12 protein-coding genes are annotated in these 15,037 nt (G+C 56.6%); 9 read left to right on the top strand and 3 right to left on the bottom strand.

Annotation, left to right across the window (positions count from 1 at the left end):
- Window positions 1-244, bottom strand: a 244-nt coding sequence (locus BBOMB_RS00005; RefSeq protein WP_156097114.1) for a hypothetical protein, incomplete at its 3' end; no start/stop codon positions are given.
- A gap of 71 nt (window positions 245-315) precedes the next feature.
- Between BBOMB_RS00005 and BBOMB_RS00010 the strand changes: the two genes are divergently transcribed.
- The 9 genes from BBOMB_RS00010 (at window position 316) to BBOMB_RS07975 (ending at window position 12,509) form a co-directional block, all read left to right on the top strand.
- Window positions 316-633, top strand: a complete 318-nt coding sequence (locus BBOMB_RS00010) for a hypothetical protein (RefSeq protein ID WP_044087740.1) — start codon at window positions 316-318, stop codon at window positions 631-633.
- A gap of 1,005 nt (window positions 634-1,638) precedes the next feature.
- Window positions 1,639-1,797 (top strand): hypothetical protein, encoded by a 159-nt coding sequence (locus tag BBOMB_RS07970; protein WP_156097115.1) that lies wholly within the window; start codon window positions 1,639-1,641, stop codon window positions 1,795-1,797.
- Window positions 1,798-2,351: 554 nt separating this feature from the next.
- Entirely contained in the window at window positions 2,352-2,966 is a 615-nt protein-coding gene (locus tag BBOMB_RS00020; protein WP_414133039.1) for a LemA family protein, read from the top strand.
- Window positions 2,967-3,067: 101 nt separating this feature from the next.
- A complete protein-coding gene (locus BBOMB_RS00025; RefSeq protein WP_044087738.1) occupies window positions 3,068-5,554 on the top strand; it encodes a DUF2207 domain-containing protein in 2,487 nt (828 codons plus the stop codon).
- A gap of 227 nt (window positions 5,555-5,781) precedes the next feature.
- Window positions 5,782-6,858, top strand: a complete 1,077-nt coding sequence (nusA, locus tag BBOMB_RS00030; protein ID WP_044087737.1) for a transcription termination factor NusA — start codon at window positions 5,782-5,784, stop codon at window positions 6,856-6,858.
- A gap of 374 nt (window positions 6,859-7,232) precedes the next feature.
- Window positions 7,233-10,010 (top strand): translation initiation factor IF-2, encoded by a 2,778-nt coding sequence (gene infB / locus BBOMB_RS00035; RefSeq protein WP_414133056.1) that lies wholly within the window; start codon window positions 7,233-7,235, stop codon window positions 10,008-10,010.
- 433 nt (window positions 10,011-10,443) lie between these two features.
- Complete coding sequence (gene rbfA / locus BBOMB_RS00040; protein WP_044087735.1) at window positions 10,444-11,103, top strand: 30S ribosome-binding factor RbfA; 660 nt, start codon at window positions 10,444-10,446, stop codon at window positions 11,101-11,103.
- Window positions 11,066-12,220 carry a tRNA pseudouridine synthase B gene (locus BBOMB_RS00045; protein ID WP_044087773.1) on the top strand — a complete coding sequence of 385 codons (1,155 nt, stop codon included), beginning with the start codon at window positions 11,066-11,068 and terminating at the stop codon, window positions 12,218-12,220. Before rbfA ends, BBOMB_RS00045 begins: the two co-directional genes overlap by 38 nt.
- Before the next feature lie 94 nt (window positions 12,221-12,314).
- Window positions 12,315-12,509 carry a hypothetical protein gene (locus BBOMB_RS07975; protein ID WP_152570156.1) on the top strand — a complete coding sequence of 65 codons (195 nt, stop codon included), beginning with the start codon at window positions 12,315-12,317 and terminating at the stop codon, window positions 12,507-12,509.
- 37 nt (window positions 12,510-12,546) lie between these two features.
- Here the strand turns inward: BBOMB_RS07975 and BBOMB_RS00050 are convergent, their stop codons facing one another.
- Window positions 12,547-13,359 (bottom strand): LuxR C-terminal-related transcriptional regulator, encoded by an 813-nt coding sequence (locus BBOMB_RS00050; protein ID WP_269146607.1) that lies wholly within the window; start codon window positions 13,357-13,359, stop codon window positions 12,547-12,549.
- Window positions 13,360-13,442: 83 nt separating this feature from the next.
- Window positions 13,443-14,969 carry an ATP-binding protein gene (locus BBOMB_RS00055; protein ID WP_238549831.1) on the bottom strand — a complete coding sequence of 509 codons (1,527 nt, stop codon included), beginning with the start codon at window positions 14,967-14,969 and terminating at the stop codon, window positions 13,443-13,445.
- Window positions 14,970-15,037: the final 68 nt, after the last annotated feature.

Consider the following 15,037-nt stretch of genomic DNA (forward strand, 5'->3'; position numbering starts at 1 on the left):
CGTGCAGTTGCACATGCACTGCTTTCACGTCATGGCCGCGCGCCGCGTACGCGGCGGCCTGCCTGCGCAGGTCGGCGTCCAGCTTGGCCATTGACTGGCACGCCGTGGCGAGCATCGGCAGGTGTCCGGCGAACGTGTCGGGCACCGGCGAGCCTGCCGACCTGGACAGCCCGCCGGAGGCGTGCATAAACGCATTGGCGTGCGCTGTCGCGTCACTCTCGTTGCTTCTAATCGTCGTCCCCATGCCATTCAGACTAATAGAGTTTTTGTGTCGAAAACGTGAAAACAAACGAGTGAGCATGGGCTATGATGTGAATGCAATACAAGATAGCCGGCATTGGACGCCGCCCCTCCGACGACGAGCTGGAGGCGTCGGGGTCAGTGTGGTGTCGCACGCAAGCACGGCTCCAGACGCCGCACAAGAGCGCATGGGGAGCAGGGAAGGCCGAGACCTTTACGGGAGAAGGCGGTGCAACGCGAGATGAACAAGCTGCTCATGGAGGCGGCGGCGCCGACGACATCTACGAAGTCATGCGCATCCTAACCAAAAGTGCACACGAGACGGGCGAACGAGGAGCCCGAAGAACCAAAACTGAAAACCAGGACAACACGAACCATAGCAATGATGACTGACCACCAAACACCAACGACCATATGAGTTATCCACAACCAAAAAGCTTCAGTGACATGTTATAAAAACAGTCTTTTCAATCTGTTTTAGCACATGCAGCTGATGATTTTCGATTGTGAGTAATTCACGAGATCGTCAGTGTATTTCCTGTTGCTGGTTGATGGTTGCTGGTTTCCCACTGTAGCCTTGGGGTTTGTTCGGGTGTGGTCTCTTTACCTTATCTGTGTCGCCGTACTTTGTAGATGGTGGGCCTGTTGACACCGACGTCGCGTGCAGCCGTGGTGGGCGAGACACCGGGGTGAGCGTCTAGGTAGTCGCACACCATCCGTTCCTTCGAGGACCGTCGGTTGATGCAACTACAGAAAACAAGTCGTCTACTTGGCACGTGCCCGTGCCGCGCAGAACATCGATGGGTCCGAAGGCACCAGGGTCGGCCAGTGGCGGCAGGGCCAAGGGGTGACGGTCTGAGACTATGTGTAGGACAACCCCGATGTGTCAACGATACAAATCGCAAGAGCTGGGGAGTCAGCCAGCCAATTATCTACCGGTATTCCAAGGTGTTCAGAATAGGTGTAACTCGTTGTTTTCGAATACGGTTGCTCGGGGAACTCCGTGTGTGCTGATTCTCTGTTTCATTTTTACATGTTTGTTGATTTTTTGAAAATGGTGTTGCGTCGGGTTTAAACCTGCATATTGAATAGATGAAGGTATCCGTTCACTATAAAGTTTGCTTTTGTTTCAGGGGAGAAAGAAAAATGAAATCTGGCGGTAGCTGGGTTCCTATTGCTTTTCAATACAGATTGATTGGCAGGCTGACGATGGGTGTCGTATAGGGTATTGCGGAGGTAATGGTACTTATCCTGTTTGTAAAGTGCAGTAGGCTCGATTGCTCCATTGATGCATTAATACTATTGGCCATGGGAAGCAACGCTATCGCATGTATACCACAAGTTTGGCTTAATGACTATTCCGCAATGTACAACATGTACAACATACGGACTATCCAGATGGTTGGTTTTGGTGGTTTTGGAAACGGTTATTTTCGCAATCGTCGCTTTCACCGTATCAATGTTGTTTTTGCGTCAGAATTTGGCGCTTACGTTTGTGGTGACTCTATCGATGCGGTGTTTGGTATCTGGTTGAAGCCGAAAAATTTGGCACAATAGGAGAAGCGGCAGGCCATTGCGATGAATCTGTTTAAGTAGTCTTTGAAAGATGAACAAGCAGAGGATCATGTACGAGCTTACGAAAGGATGAACAAACGGCTTGATAGTCAATAGACGTCATGGAGTTGGTAAGCTGCATTTCAATCAGGAAAAGGATGATCGAAATCCGTCATAAAGGTTGTTCTCATTGCCACTGATTAGGCAGTTGATTGTTACCGTTCTGTATGGTATTCCCGACTATTGTGGCTTTGCTTGGTCTCCAACGACCCCGTTCTGTGCTCGGCCCCGCTTGGGCGAGGTACGTACGCCATCCACCGCCAGGTATCCGGCCTTTTCCTTTGACACTGACGTCACTTCATGTTCAACGGTATTGTAGGGGACTTTTGATTTTCCTTTGTGCCGCCGCTTCGATGGCGGTCCGGTTCATGTCGTTTTAGGCTGGGGAGTGTTTTGTGGTCGAGGTGTGTTGGGGTGTTTCGGCTGCTGTTGGTGGGTCGTCCTTGTATGGGAGTTTGCATATTGGCATCCGTCCGTGGTGACGGTGTTGTTTTGGTATGATGGCTTTGATTGACGAGGTTGTTTCAGGAGGAGAGTCGATGATGGGTGTAGGGGCTGTCGTGCTGGTGGTGCTGGTCGTCATCGTTCTTGTGTGGGCCATTGGCGTTTATAACGGTTTGGTGACGCTGCGCAATCGCGTGGGCAACGGATGGGCCCGGATTGGTGTGCTGCTCAGGCAGCGTGCCGATCTTGTGCCGAATCTTGTTCAGATCGTGAAGGGCTATGCGGCGCATGAGTCAATCGTGTTGGAAACCGTCACGGCCGCTCGTGCCAAGGCGGTGGCTTCGGCGAATGACGCGAACGCCGGAGCGGCGGACTGTGTTCAGGCTGAAAACGGGCTCACTGGGGCGTTGATGGACCTGACGGCCACCGCGGAGGCTTACCCCGTTCTCAAGGCGAGCCGGAACTTCCTTGACGTGCAGGGCCGGCTTGCGCGGCTGGGGCGGGGAATCGCCTACGCGCGTCAGTTCTATAACGATACGGTGCTCAGGTACGATACCGAGATCGGGAAGGTGCCGGGCAATATCATGGCTTCGGTGTTCCGTTTCGCTCATGAACAGTACTTCCACGTCGACGATGAAAGCCGCCAAAACGTGCATGTTGAGTTCTGACGATGGTCAGGTGGCGAAACTGGGCCAAGCAAGTGAAATGCAGGCGAGCACAAATATCGACGGCGCCTGCGAATGGAAACTTGTGGTAGTTGTGGAGGGGTATGGGAGACATGAAAAAATCGAAGAAGACTTGGTTTGGCCTTTGGCTCGATAAGCCTCGGATTGCCATGAGCAGGCGCCGATTCGAAGGTGCGCTAGCCGTGGGTTTGTCAGTTGGGCTGCTGATCTTTGGCTGTTTTGCTATTATAGATTTCAAGGTCTTTGTTCCCCCGCCAGTGAGCTACAACTCCCTTGACTATGATGTGAAGGTACTTGAGAACGGCGATATGCGTGTCGTGGAGCATGTGGACGTCAGGTTGGGGCAAAATACTGAGCACAATGTAACTGAGCCGTGGCATCATCTGAATCAGAGTTTCAAGCTTGATGCCGGCAGCCTCATGGCCATAAACGATGTGACGGTCACCAATGCCACCACCAAAAAACGCTATACCGAAAAGGGAATGCCGGATCCGAACGAGTACATGGATGATCGGATATGGGATGCGGACTATGCGGGCCACTGGTACCTTGTCGATACCACGTTAACGGACGCACCTTATGACCCTGCCCAAGTAAGACTCATCGACAGGGGCACGGATACGATGGGGTTAACAACCAAAACCAAGGGGGCCGCCGGCGTGGAACCGACGGATGGTGCGCTGACCGGAAGTGGGCAGCAAAGTTGGAATCCTGATTATTTGAATGCCTTGAATCATCCAGGGTACAGAGATGCCAATGGAACGACACAGTCCGAGCATCAACGTTCCGAAATCTCCCGTCCACGTGATAATGCCACTGTGGATTTGGTGCTGAATATCCCGACTACCATGACCGCCGATAGTATGAAATTCGATATCGCCATGACTTTCAAAGGCGTGTGCACGGCCAGTCCCGATGTCGCTTATCTTAAATGGGAGCCGGTCGGAGACGGTAATACGGCTCCCATCAAGAAGGTCAACGCTACGGTGAAGATGCCTCCAGGTGTTACTTCCAAGGATTCTTGGGCTTGGTTACATTATGACGGTCCCTCGCGGATCAGGCAGGATCCAGACGGTACGGTGCATTTCAGCGCAGAAAACATTCATGGGAAGAGGCACCTTGACTTCGTGGGTATGTTTTCGGGTGATTATTCGAAGGATATGGCCCGCACAGGAGTTGACTTGGCGAAGCAACGCATCATGGACGACGAAAGAGGCGAGCAAAGGCAGTACCAGCAAGTCGTAAGAATGCGGCTCTTCCCCTTCATTGGCATCCTCCTTTTGAGTGTGTTGTTGGCCATGGCCGACTTGGTTATATCCGTGCGGGGAAACGTGAGGATGAAATTCCCTGATGATCTCGACTATTGGAGGGATATACCAGACATCAGCCCATCAGCGGCGGCGCGGCTGTTTGAAGTGCTTTCCTCGGACGGTGCAGGTGGGGTGCCTTTGGAATTCAAGCAGATGTCGGCAACCCTCATGTCGTTGATACAAAAGAAGGCCGTCGCTATTCATCCAGGAAAGGCCGAGCGCTACAAAGGCGTCGATTTGGTTTCAATAAGCCCTGCTGGGGCAGAGGTTTGGATACGTGACCATAAAACTGATTTCGATGATTCAGACAAAAGCGACTTCACGTTGACCCTTCTTCCTGTATGTGAAAGCCACAGATCATCCTTGCACCTGTACGAAAGCGAAGAGGCTTTGCTCGAATTGTTCATGGATGTCGAGGGTCGTCACTTGCCGGTTTCATTCGACCTTGCGCAGTTCAACTCCGACCTGAAGGCGAACCCCAAGGCGAATTTATTGGTGCGTAAATACAAGATGTCCATTTACAATGAGTACACTGCGTTGAATCTGTCGAAGCCATGTGGCCGAGGCGTGTTCGCGCTCACCACCCTTGCGTTCTTTGCCGCTTTCGCTATCGTCATGGTGTACAACACGGTATTCGAATACACCGCCCCGCTTTTCGGTGCGATGTGCACCTCCCTGGTCATAAGCCTGGCGGTTTTCGCCAAAGCATTCTCCATGGAATTCAAGCTTACTGACGCTGGTCATATGCAAGCGGTGAAAGTGCTGGGTTTGGTTCGATACCTTAATGACTTCAGTGACTTCACCGATCTTGACGTACCTGATATGGTACTCTGGGGTGATTATCTGGTCTATGCCACGGCGTTCGGCATTTCTGACAAAGCCGTGCTTCTGCTCTCTAAGGTCAACTCGATCGTCGGTGCCGCAAAAAATATGAATGCGGCTCCACTTTCCCCGTTGTATGGGATGCTCTCACATGCCGCTTTGGTTGATTCCAATTCGGCGAACGCCTCGAATCCATGGTCAGTCGCCACAGCGGGTTCGAGTGTGGCGCACGCAGGTGGCTCCCTGCTGTCGGCTATGGGGACGCAACTTTCCACAGGCTTCGGTGTGCTATGGCAGTCCGTTTCCGCTGCTTCGTCACCTGAAAGCGGCGGTGCCTCGGGAGGTTTCTTCTCTGGTGGCTCCGGTGGTGGTTTTTCCGGTGTCGGTTTCGGTGGCTCCGGAGGCGGTTCAGGCGGTAGTGCGTTCGGTGCCAGTTGAGCGTTCGTCGCTGGCTAGATGACTATGATTTACCCGCATATGACTCAGTCGTTCCTATCGTGCATGACGGTAGTACACGGCTCTTCCTTGTCTGCGCAATGTCATAGACTGATACGTTGCTGTAACCATCCGAATTGGGTTCGGATAGTGTGTGTCGGCATCCTATGCGGTGTCCGACGGAAGATAATTTCAAACGGGATAATTTCATATAGGAGGTCTCGGCGACCATGGAACTGGACCTGACAGGTATTCATCAACTCGCGGCGGAGCAGGGCATCGACTCTGCGACGCTTGACGACGCATTGACCGAGGCGCTGCTGCTTGCGTACAGCAAAACGCTTCACGCATCACCACATGCGCGTGTGGAACTTGACGAACGCGCTGGAACTTTCACGATCTGGGCCAGGGACGAAAAGCCGGTGGCTCCAACCGAAGACAATCCACATCCACGCCCTGAACTGGGTGAAGAGTATGACGACACCCCCGATGATTTCGGGCGTCTTGCCGCTTCCACCGCGCGCCAGGTCATACGTCAGCTTTTCCGAGACGCCGAAGACGAGAGGGTACTAGGGGCTTTCGCGGGGCAAAAGGGCAACCTGATCACTGGAGTGGTGCAGCAGGACAGCAAGGACTCCGACAACGTCCATGTAGCGGTTGGTGATGTAGAGGCTATTCTTCCTCGGCGTGAGCAGGTTCCCGGTGAGCGATACCGGCACGGGGAGCGGTTGCGTGTGTACGTCGTCACCGTGAGCCGTGGACTCAAGGGGCCTGAGATTGTGGTTTCGCGATCACATCCTGAACTGGTGCGCAAACTGTTCGAACGTGAAGTGCCGGAGCTTGTCTCCGGTGCGGTTTCCATCATGGCGATAGCGCGGGAAGCGGGCGCGCGAACGAAGATTGCGGTGCGTGCTAACACTGAAGGAGTTAATCCCAAGGGCGCGCTGATCGGCCCCGGCGGTACCCGTGTGCGTGCCGTCATGGAGAACCTTGGTTCCGAAAAGATCGACATCGTGGATTGGTCGAAGGATCCCGCGAAATTCGTGGCCGCGGCCCTGTCTCCGGCCGTCGCCACGGGTGTTGACATCGTCAGCGAGAAGAACAAAACCGCCGTTGCGTACATTCACGACGACCAGCTGTCCTTGGCCATCGGCAAAGAAGGGCAGAACGCACGTCTTGCGGCGAAGCTCACCGGCTGGAAAATAGGCATCGAAAGCTCGCAGACCCATGATGCGAAGGTCAAGGCCGAAAAGGCACAGGTCTCCATCGCCGAGCAGACGCAAGATTCAGCAGTCGACCAGGGTTAGGTCGAGGACTGGCCAAGTGCTTTGATCATGTCGCTTCCTGATGAGGAATTGCATCACGGTCAATCCACAGCCACGAGTATGCTTGATATGGGAATCCGGAAGTGGGCGTAATGTGCGCCTGCAACGGCAGAGACGAGGTAACACGATCATGGTCGCACGATGAGTCAGAGTAAGCTCGCCGTCATCGAATATTGACCGCGTATGTACGCGCGGCCATCAGATTGAGGAGAAACTGAGTGCCTAAAAAGCGCGTATATGAACTAGCCAAGGATCTTGGCGTGGACAGCAAAACTGTCATGAGCAAATTGAAGGACATGGGGGAGTTCGTGAAGGCTCCGTCCTCGACCATTGAGGCACCTGTGGTCAGGAAGTTGATGAATGCCTTTCCCAAGAAGGATTCCGGATCTTCAGCGGATTCCGGTCACAAGACATCGGCCAAGCCCGCTTCCGGCCACGGCAGTGTGAAACCAGGTGCCGAACGGAAGGGCGCCGATCAGCCTTCCGCGTCGCATCCGACGCCAAAACCAGCGGATGGACAAGAACGGCGGAATGCGCCGGCAACAGCGAAGCAAACCGAGGGCCATGCGGTTCCACGGAGGTCTGACGCACCGGCATTTTCGAGTGGTGCGAATTTCCCCGCAAAACCGGGACAGCATTCCCGTTCCACGCAAGGTACACGTGGTGGCGACCGTGCCGAGGGCGGCAGGAACGCCGCAGGTCGTCCGGGACCACAGCAGCGTGAACGCCCGCATCGTCCGGGACAGAATGAAGGCAGTTCGCGTCAGCACTTCCCTAACGGGGCATCCCGTACGGCTACGCCGGGGCAGCATTCCGGATCGCGCACGGGAGCTACGCCTGGCCATCCGCATACGGCGTCGGGTCCACGACCGGGGAACAATCCCTTCAGCCGCAAGCAGGGTATGCACGTACCTGTGCCGGGTGACATACCGCGTCCACATCCAATGGCTCGCCCGACCGTGGGCAACGGCCGCGGTGGCCGTGGCAACTCCGAGAACGGCGGACGTGGCGGTTTCCGCAACGGACGTCAGGGCGGGGCACCGCGTGCTGGCCAGTGGGGCCATAATCGTCCGGGCCAGGGAGCTGGTGCAGGTGGCTCACAAGGCCGTGGCGGCAATCGGTTCGGTGGATCCGAAGCGGGTGCCGGTTTCCAGGGCGGTCAGTCGCATGGTCCTTCCCGTGGCGGCGGCCGTGGACGTGGCGGCGCTGCCGGTGCATTCGGGCGACAAGGCGGCAAGTCATCAAGAGCACGTAAGAACAGGCTTGCAAAACGCCAGGATTATGAGGAAATCAAAGCTCCTACAATCGGCGGTGTACGCATCCCGACCGGCAACGGCAAGACCATCAAGCTGCGCCAAGGCGCTACGCTCGCTGACTTGGCCGAGAAAATCAACGTGAATCCGGCCGCGCTGGTAACCGTCATGTTCCATCTGGGCGAAATGGCCACGGCCACACAGTCCCTGGATGAGGCTACCTTCCAGATTCTAGGCGAGGAAATCGGATGGAATATCAAGATAGTTTCCGCTGAGGAAGAGGACAAGGAGCTACTTCAGCAGTTCGACATCAACCTTGACGAGGAAGGTCTTCAGGACGACAAGGATCTGAAGCCACGTCCGCCGGTGGTCACTGTCATGGGCCATGTCGATCACGGCAAGACCCGGCTGCTTGACACGATTCGTAAGACCAACGTCGTCGCTCGTGAAGCAGGAGGCATCACGCAGCGCATCGGTGCCTACCAGGTCACCGTGAATCTAGAGGGGCAGCCTCGCAAGATCACGTTCCTCGACACACCAGGCCACGAGGCGTTCACCGCCATGCGTGCCCGCGGCGCGGAAGTGACCGATATTGCCATCGTGGTCGTGGCTGCGGATGATGGCGTGATGCCTCAGACCGTCGAGGCCATCAACCATGCGAAGGCGGCTAACGTGCCGATTGTGGTTGCGGTCAACAAAATCGACGTGGATGGCGCGAATCCTGAAAAGGTGCGTGGTCAGCTGACGGAATTCGGTCTGGTTCCCGAGGAGTACGGCGGCGATACCATGTTCGTGGACATTTCCGCCAAACTCGGGACCAACGTAGATAAGCTGCTTGAAGCGGTTCTGCTCACGGCTGACGCTTCCTTGGATCTGAAAGCCAATCCGGACATGGATGCAAGGGGGGCCACCATTGAGGCGCGGCTTGACAAAGGCCGTGGTGCAGTGGCGACCGTTCTCGTTCAGTCAGGCACGCTTCATGTCGGTGACGCCATTGTGGCTGGAACCTCTTACGGACGTGTGCGTGCCATGCTCGACGAGAACGGCGAGCAGATGGATAAGGCCACGCCTTCCACACCCGTGCAGGTTTTGGGTCTGACGAGCGTGCCGAGTGCGGGAGACCTCTTCCTAGTGGCTCCTGATGACCGTACGGCCCGTCAGATCGCAGAGAAACGCGAAGCTTCCGAGCGAGCGGCACAGTTGGCCAAGCGGCGCAAGATCGTCTCGCTGGAAAGCCTTAAGGAACAGTTCGCCAAGTCCGAGGTTGATATGCTCAACATCGTCATCAAGGGCGATTCCTCCGGTTCCGTCGAGGCGCTGGAAGATTCCTTGATGAAGATCGACGTCGGCGACGAGGTGGGTATCCAGGTCATCCATCGTGGCGTTGGTGCCATCACGCAGAACGATGTGAACCTGGCCACGGTCGACAAGGCCGTCATCATCGGCTTCAACGTGCGTCCCAACCGTCAGGTCGCGGACCTCGCGGAACGTGAAGGCGTGGAGATCAAGTACTACTCGATCATCTACAAGGCCATCGAGGACATTGAGGCATCCCTCAAAGGTATGCTCAAGCCGGAGTTTGAAGAGGTCACTACCTCGCATTCCGAGATCCGCGAGATATTCCGTTCCTCCAAGTTCGGCAACATCGCCGGCGTCATGGTGCAGGATGGCGAAGTCAAGCGTGGCACGAAGGCGCGCATCTTGCGCAATGGCGTGGCCACGGTCAACGATCTGGAGATATCCTCGCTGCGTCGTTTCAAGGACGACGTGCAGTCCGTCAAGGAAGGCTACGAGGCCGGCATCAACCTCGGGTCCTTCAACGACATTGAGGTTGGGGACATCATCGAGACCTTCGAAATGAAGGAAATCGAGCGGAAATGATTTCAGCGGCCGCTCCTTCGCACCTCCGTACACGCCGTGCGGACTTGCGCGGGGCGGCCGTTTCTTTTGCCGTGTAAGGAACATGGGGGCCGAGGGGAAGTCTTGACGGTGCGCCACAGGCGCTGCACGGCCTCGCATTCATATATTGGCAGCCGAGCCGCATTCGCCACAACGCGATTGGTCGTGGTCCGTCAGATTGGTGTGGGTTCACGATATGAATCCAGTCGTGTCTGAGGTCAGACCGGAACAGGACGTCCGGAATCGGTGTTCCCTCCGTCGATTGCGGCAAAAGTGGCTTCAGAACATGCAATTGGTTGAACTGGTTCGGTATTATGACGAGTGTACATCGGGAATACCTGAACTTGACGACGGTTGTTTCAATAGGCACGGATGTCCGTTTGCATGTGGCATCGGATGGACATGAGGGGTAATTATGGCTGGAACGAATCCACGCGCCGCGCGTATCGCGGCACTCATTCAACGCGTCATCGCACAGACGGTCGAGCATCAATTGCACGACAAGCGTCTGGCGGGCGTGACCATTACCGATGTGAGGGTGACGGGTGATCTGCAGATTGCCAGGGTTTACTGGACGCAGCTCGCAGATGCCGGCAAGGAGCAGGGCGAGCGCAAACGTGCGCAGCAGGCGTTGCGTCAGGCGACGGGGAAACTGCGTTCCTTGGTGGGTTCCAAGGCAGGCTTGCGGTTGACGCCGAAGCTGCAGTTCATTTACGATGAGGTGCCCAGCGAAGCCCATGAAATCGAAGACATTCTCACTGTGGCTCGCAAACGCGATGAGGAGATCGAAAAGTCGCGTCAGAATGCGCAATACGCCGGCGAGCAGGATCCCTACGAGCATCCTCGTGTACGTACCGCCGAGGACTTTGAGCCACAATATGAAAGCGTTGACGGAGATGATGCCGATTATGGCGATGAGTGGTCTCGTGCTCAGGCCGCTGGTTCCGATGATGACGATGCCAGAGGTGTCGAACGTATGAATGGCGCCGCGGGCGCTTCTACCGACGATGCCGGTGACGCCCGACCTGCGGCGTATGATGCATCGGCGCAGACGGGCTTTTCCTCTCTTGGGTAGGCCAGGTTCCGGCGAGCCTTCGGGCATCATCGTCATCGACAAACCGCAGGGGGTTACCAGCCATGATGTGGTTGCGGCAGTACGGTCCGTATTGCATCTGCGTCGCGTGGGTCATGCCGGCACGCTCGATCCCATGGCTACTGGTGCGCTGGTCGTAGGCTTTGGGCAGGCGACACGCTTGCTTAACTACATCGTCGATCATGACAAAACATACGAGGCCACGATTCGATTGGGGCAGACGACCGATACGGATGATGCCGATGGACGCATCATGGCGTGCGTTCCCGTTGTATTGGCGGATGGTCGTGATGATATGTCGGTATCTTCATTGGGTGTATCGGCCGAGGGAGATGAAGGGCGTCCGCTTGCCGCGGTTGGGTCGGGTGCTGCCATGCACACGGTGTCGAGGGAGCTGATCGAGCGTGTCATCTCCTCCCGCTTGACCGGTGACATCAAACAGGTCCCGAGCAAATATTCCGCCATCAAAGTCAATGGCAGGCGAGCTTATGATTTGGCCCGTTCGGGCGAGCAGGTCGAGTTGAAGGCGAGGGATGTCACCATTGACGAATTCACCGTCCTTGATGCCGCCATGAAGGAGGCCGTAGCGGGAAACGTTCAAGGTCAGCATGGCGTTCGGACGTCCGTGGTGGATGTTTCGGTGAGGGTCGTCTGTTCGGCCGGCACGTATATTCGCTCTTTGGGACGAGATCTGGGTGAGCTTCTCGGGGTTGGCGGGCACCTGGTCAGTCTTCGGCGCACGCGAATCGGAAAGTTCGGCGTCGCTGGGCGGAGCGTGGTCCGTGCGTCTGCCGAGCCTCGCTCATTCACCGATCGTCAGGGAGAAAACGTCACCAGGAACCGTGCCGTGCTCCCGGTCGACCGCGAGGAATTGCTGGCGCGAAGCCTGTCCATGCTTGAAGTGGTCAAGGCGATCATGCCCGTGTTGCGCATTAACGACGATGAAGCAAGGGGCCTGCGCTACGGACGTAGGCTGGAACGTCCTGTGAATGGCCTCTGTGCGGCGTACGTGCCGGATGCCGGTGGTGAAGTGGTGGCCTTGCTGGAGCCGGTCGGTCCCCATGAATGCAAGCCAGCAGTGGTGTTCCCTCCGCAGTAGCCCGGGCTTGCATGGCTTTTGGGTGAAACTTGACTTGGGTTGTTTCCGCCATGCCGCGATGAAGCCGTGACCTTCGGCTTTTGTCAGGGTGCTCGTGGCATCCGTGACGGAGACGTCGCTATGCCGTCGATTCCTCCCTGAGCGTTGCACGGCGGGAGCCAAAGATGCGGCAAGGCGTACCTGCACCGTGCCTGAATCGACTGAGTACATGTGGCCGGTGCCGGCAATGGCTAGTGCCGGCCACGATCAGCTTTTGCACGGAAACGGCGATGGCGGGTATTCGGATTAGTCGTGCGCGCAGTGGCGATGACCGGTTTCCGCGTTGGTCATACGATGCGGCGGTCGGCGGCCCACCTGGTCAGTTCGCTTCGGTTGGAAAGCTGGAGTTTATGAAGCACCGAGCTCACGTGAGTCTCCACGGTCTTGACGCTGATGAACAATTCCGATGCGACTTCACGGTATGTATAGCCACGTGCTATGAGGCGCATCACTTCCTGCTCTCGCGCGGAGAGCTTGTCGAGCTCGTCGTCCCGCTCGGCTTGCCCTGTGCCCTGGAATGCCGAGAGAACGAAGCCGGCGAGTTTAGGAGAGAAGACCGCGTAGCCTTCGTGCACCTGCCTTATTGCTCCGATCAGGTCGTTACCGCTTATGGTTTTGGTCACATAACCCCGAGCGCCGGCACGTATCACCGCTCCTACGTCCTTGGGCGAGTCTGAAACCGAGAGTGCAAGGAACGCCGAATCAGGGGAGAGTGGTTGGGCGCGGGCAAGAATCTCCGCTCCGCCGCCACCCATGCCTCCGGGTACATGTACGTCGAGCAGCACCACGTCGGGTTTCGTCTGATCGATCATCGTCACAGAAGCGTCTACGTCAGCGGCTTGGCCGATGATTTCGAAATAAGAGCTCAACGTCGAGATGACGCCGGCACGAAACATTTCATGATCGTCGATGACCGCTATGCGGATTTGCCGTCCGGTCGTTTCGGTGGAGGCTCTGTCCGCAGAGTCGTCTTCCGGGTCGTTCGTGGCATGGTCTACAGTCGGTGTCCTGCGCTTGATTGGGTCGTCGCCGATGCCGTTGATGTCCGGTATTGCCATGATTCGTGCGTCCTGCCTACGTGCCGCCGTCTCTTTTTCCATGTCGTTGTCCTGTTCCTGTTTCGCTTCCGATTATATGTCCTGTCGCTGTTGTCGAGATACTTGGAATTGGTGGTTTCCGTGCATCACTTCTGTTCCGGTGGTTCGAATCTGTCTGCGCTCTCCTCGGGTGCTGGGTCTGTTGCGATTGGCATGTGCATGCGCACTTCCGTACCCCAATGCGGCCGTGAGACGATTTCCACGTTGCCGCCTCGTCTCCTGATTCGTCCCTGAATGGATTCCCGGATTCCCAGACGGTCAGGAGGAACGGATTGCATGTCGAATCCGTCGCCATGATCGCGCACATACACGTCCACGTTTCCGTCGCCGGCCTCGCAGTATACCGATATGGGCTCGCCGCCGTGTTGCACGGCATTGAGCAGTGCCTGGCCGGTAGCGTCCAAAAGCGCATCGGTCTGCGCAGATGGCATGGCATCACCGACACTCACCACGTCCACGGCCTTGCCATATTCGTCCTCGATGTGTGCGGCGATTTCCTTGATTCCTGAACTTACCGATCGTTCCGGCGGGGTGCGTTCCTGATAGAGCCATTCGCGCAAATCGCGTTCCTGACCGCGTGCCAGTGAGAACACGGTTTGGGGTTCAGAGCTATGCAACTGGATCAACGCCAGTGTCTGCAGCACCCCGTCATGCAGGTGAGCCGTCATATCCGCCCGTTCCTCTTCGCGCTCTTTAAGGGCACGTTGCACGCCAAGGTCTTCGATGAGTCGGTTGAACCACGGGGCCATGGCCACGCCGGCCCCTGCAAGCAACGCGATCCCGGAACCGAAGACGTATGCCGGAGAACGGTGAAGCCAATCCATGTTGTTGAAGATGAACAAGGCGTATGCGGCTATTGTCAGTACCAGACCTACTGCCATGGAACGGAGTTGCCCTTCCTCCTCACCGAAATGAAGCCAAGGCAGGGCGATTCCCATGGCGAACAGTATGATGGGCAGAATCGCTCCGATTGGGAGCGGGCTCATCATGATCATCGCGGAGACGATAATGACGGCAAAACCGGCCAATGCGAACAATGAGGATTTCGGTGCACGTTTGATGGCCTCTGCCAGGTCCGGGAACGACTCAGGTTGTATGCCCTCCTCGTCGGAGGCTTCTTCCGGGGCGTGCACCGGTGGTGGCGAGTCGTTCGGAATCCCGGTATGAGTCTGCGGTCGGTCGCCGTCGCCGTAAGAGGAGTATGGCAGGTTGCCGTGGGCCAAAGGCTTTTCGAAGGAACCGTTCGGACGACGGAACGTTTGGCTCCACGCCTCCATCGGGTCTCCTACGGGAACGAACACCCATAGGAAGATATATGCGGCAGCCCCGACGCTGAACAACAGGGTGGAGATGACGAAGGCCAATCTCACCATGGCCACGGGGATGCCCAGATGCAGGCTTATCCCTCGGCATACTCCGCAGAAAACCCGTCCTGTGGTGGGCCTCATCAAAGGAGGGCGTCGAGGCGGATTTCCCTCCGGCGCTCCATCGACGACGTATGTGCTTCGATTTTCGGTAAAGTCGGCGTGCGGCATGGTGGGTTCCTCGGTCCGTTGGTGGCGCCATCGCTGCTTGTCACGCCGCCCGTGCGGATGCTGATTCGTTTGCTTCATACATCCATTGTGCCCTTTTCAGGGGATTAGGGAGGTATTGCATGCATATTTCAGGGTTTAATCAGGGT

The organism is Bifidobacterium bombi DSM 19703, assembly GCF_000737845.1.
Taxonomy (GTDB): domain Bacteria; phylum Actinomycetota; class Actinomycetes; order Actinomycetales; family Bifidobacteriaceae; genus Bifidobacterium; species Bifidobacterium bombi.